We start from the raw sequence: 1,332 nt of genomic DNA, 5'->3' as shown, positions 1-1,332 counted from the left end.
CGGGGTGGCCCCGGCCGCGAGGAGTCTGGCGTCGGCGCCGTAGAGCTGGTCGCCCTTGGCGAACAGTGGCGTGGTGGGGGTGTTGAGGTACTTCGGACCGGCGTACGGGACGTCCTCGCAGATGGAGGGGTTGCGGCGGCCGACGAACCCCAGCACCTGCCCGCTGGTGTCGGTGATGGGGAAGACGGCCCGGTCGCGGAACCGGTCGATGAGGCGGCCGTCCGTGGTGGTCGTGGCCAGCCCGCTGGTCTGCAGCTCGGTGTCGGTGACGCCCTGGTTGCGCAGGTGGTCCAGCAGTCGGGTCCACCCGGCGGGGGCGTACCCGGGGCGGACGTGCGGGTGGGCGGCGACGTCCTGGCCGAACCGGTCGGCCAGGTAGTCGCGGGCCCAGCCCCCGGCGGCCAGCTGCAGCTCGTAGAAGTGCAGGGCCATGGCGTTGACCTGCGCCAGGCGCTCCACCGTGACGGGGGACTCCCACGCCTGCATGGCGCGGTCGTAGGCCCGCTGCAGGTCGGCGTCGGTCGGCTCCAGGGGTCCCATGAGCTGGCGGTACCGCGCGGCCAGGGCCAGGGCGGCGCTCACCTGTGCCGCGTCCAGGTCGTCGTGCTGGTCGGCTGGGTCGGTGGCAGGGGAGATGGTGGTGGTGATCGTGTCGAGGTGCTGGCGGTACTCGGCGTCGGTGGCCTGTAGCGAGACCGGGTGCGGGTCGGCGGCGGCCGCGCCCGGCTCGAGGTCCTCATGGTGGGGACCGACGACTTGGGGCAGGTGGGTCGGGTCGTCCAGGAGGGTGCTGATGGTCCAGGTCATCGCGGCGGCGTCGTCGACGTCTGCTCCGGGTGCGGGGGCGGTGTCTGCGAGGTCGTCGAGGGACCAGCCGCGTTGCAGGGCGTGGTCGACGGTGGTGACCAGGGCCGGCCACCAGGTGCTGGCCTGCATCGCCCGGGTCCGGTCGTCCCCGAGCTTGCTGGTCAGGGTCGGCACCCATGCGGTGGACAGGAGCTGACCGGCGCCGGCGCCGGCGGCGGCGACGGCGGGGGTCAGGTGTCCGGCGACGCGCCACCAGAGCGCGGCCGCGGCGTGGTCGTCCGGCAGGGCCCGGGTGCCGGCGGCGTCGCGGACCAGGGCAGCGGCGTCGATCCCGGCGCGGGTGGCTGCGGCCAGCCGCTCCGCCAGGACCGGGGCGAAGGCGTCCTTGACCGCACCTGGGGCGACCTGGTCCAGCAGGGGTCCCCACTCGGCCAGGGAGGGGGAGCGGTCGCCCTGGATCTGGGACCGCAGCTGGCGTTGGTAGGTGGCTGCGGCCTTGGAGGCGTGGGCCGGGCCGGTGGGGCG

1 pseudogene is annotated in these 1,332 nt (G+C 74.9%); it reads right to left on the bottom strand.

The window, feature by feature from the left end:
• Positions 1-1,332, bottom strand: a pseudogene (locus D4B81_RS17760) (MobF family relaxase); the annotation flags it as partial.

Origin of the sequence: Ornithinimicrobium cerasi (genome assembly GCF_003702705.1) — a bacterium.
GTDB classification, from domain to species: Bacteria; Actinomycetota; Actinomycetes; order Actinomycetales; family Dermatophilaceae; genus Ornithinicoccus; species Ornithinicoccus cerasi.
Note: the sequence above shows the minus strand (reverse complement) of the source record. Positions and strands in the feature narration are given on the sequence as shown.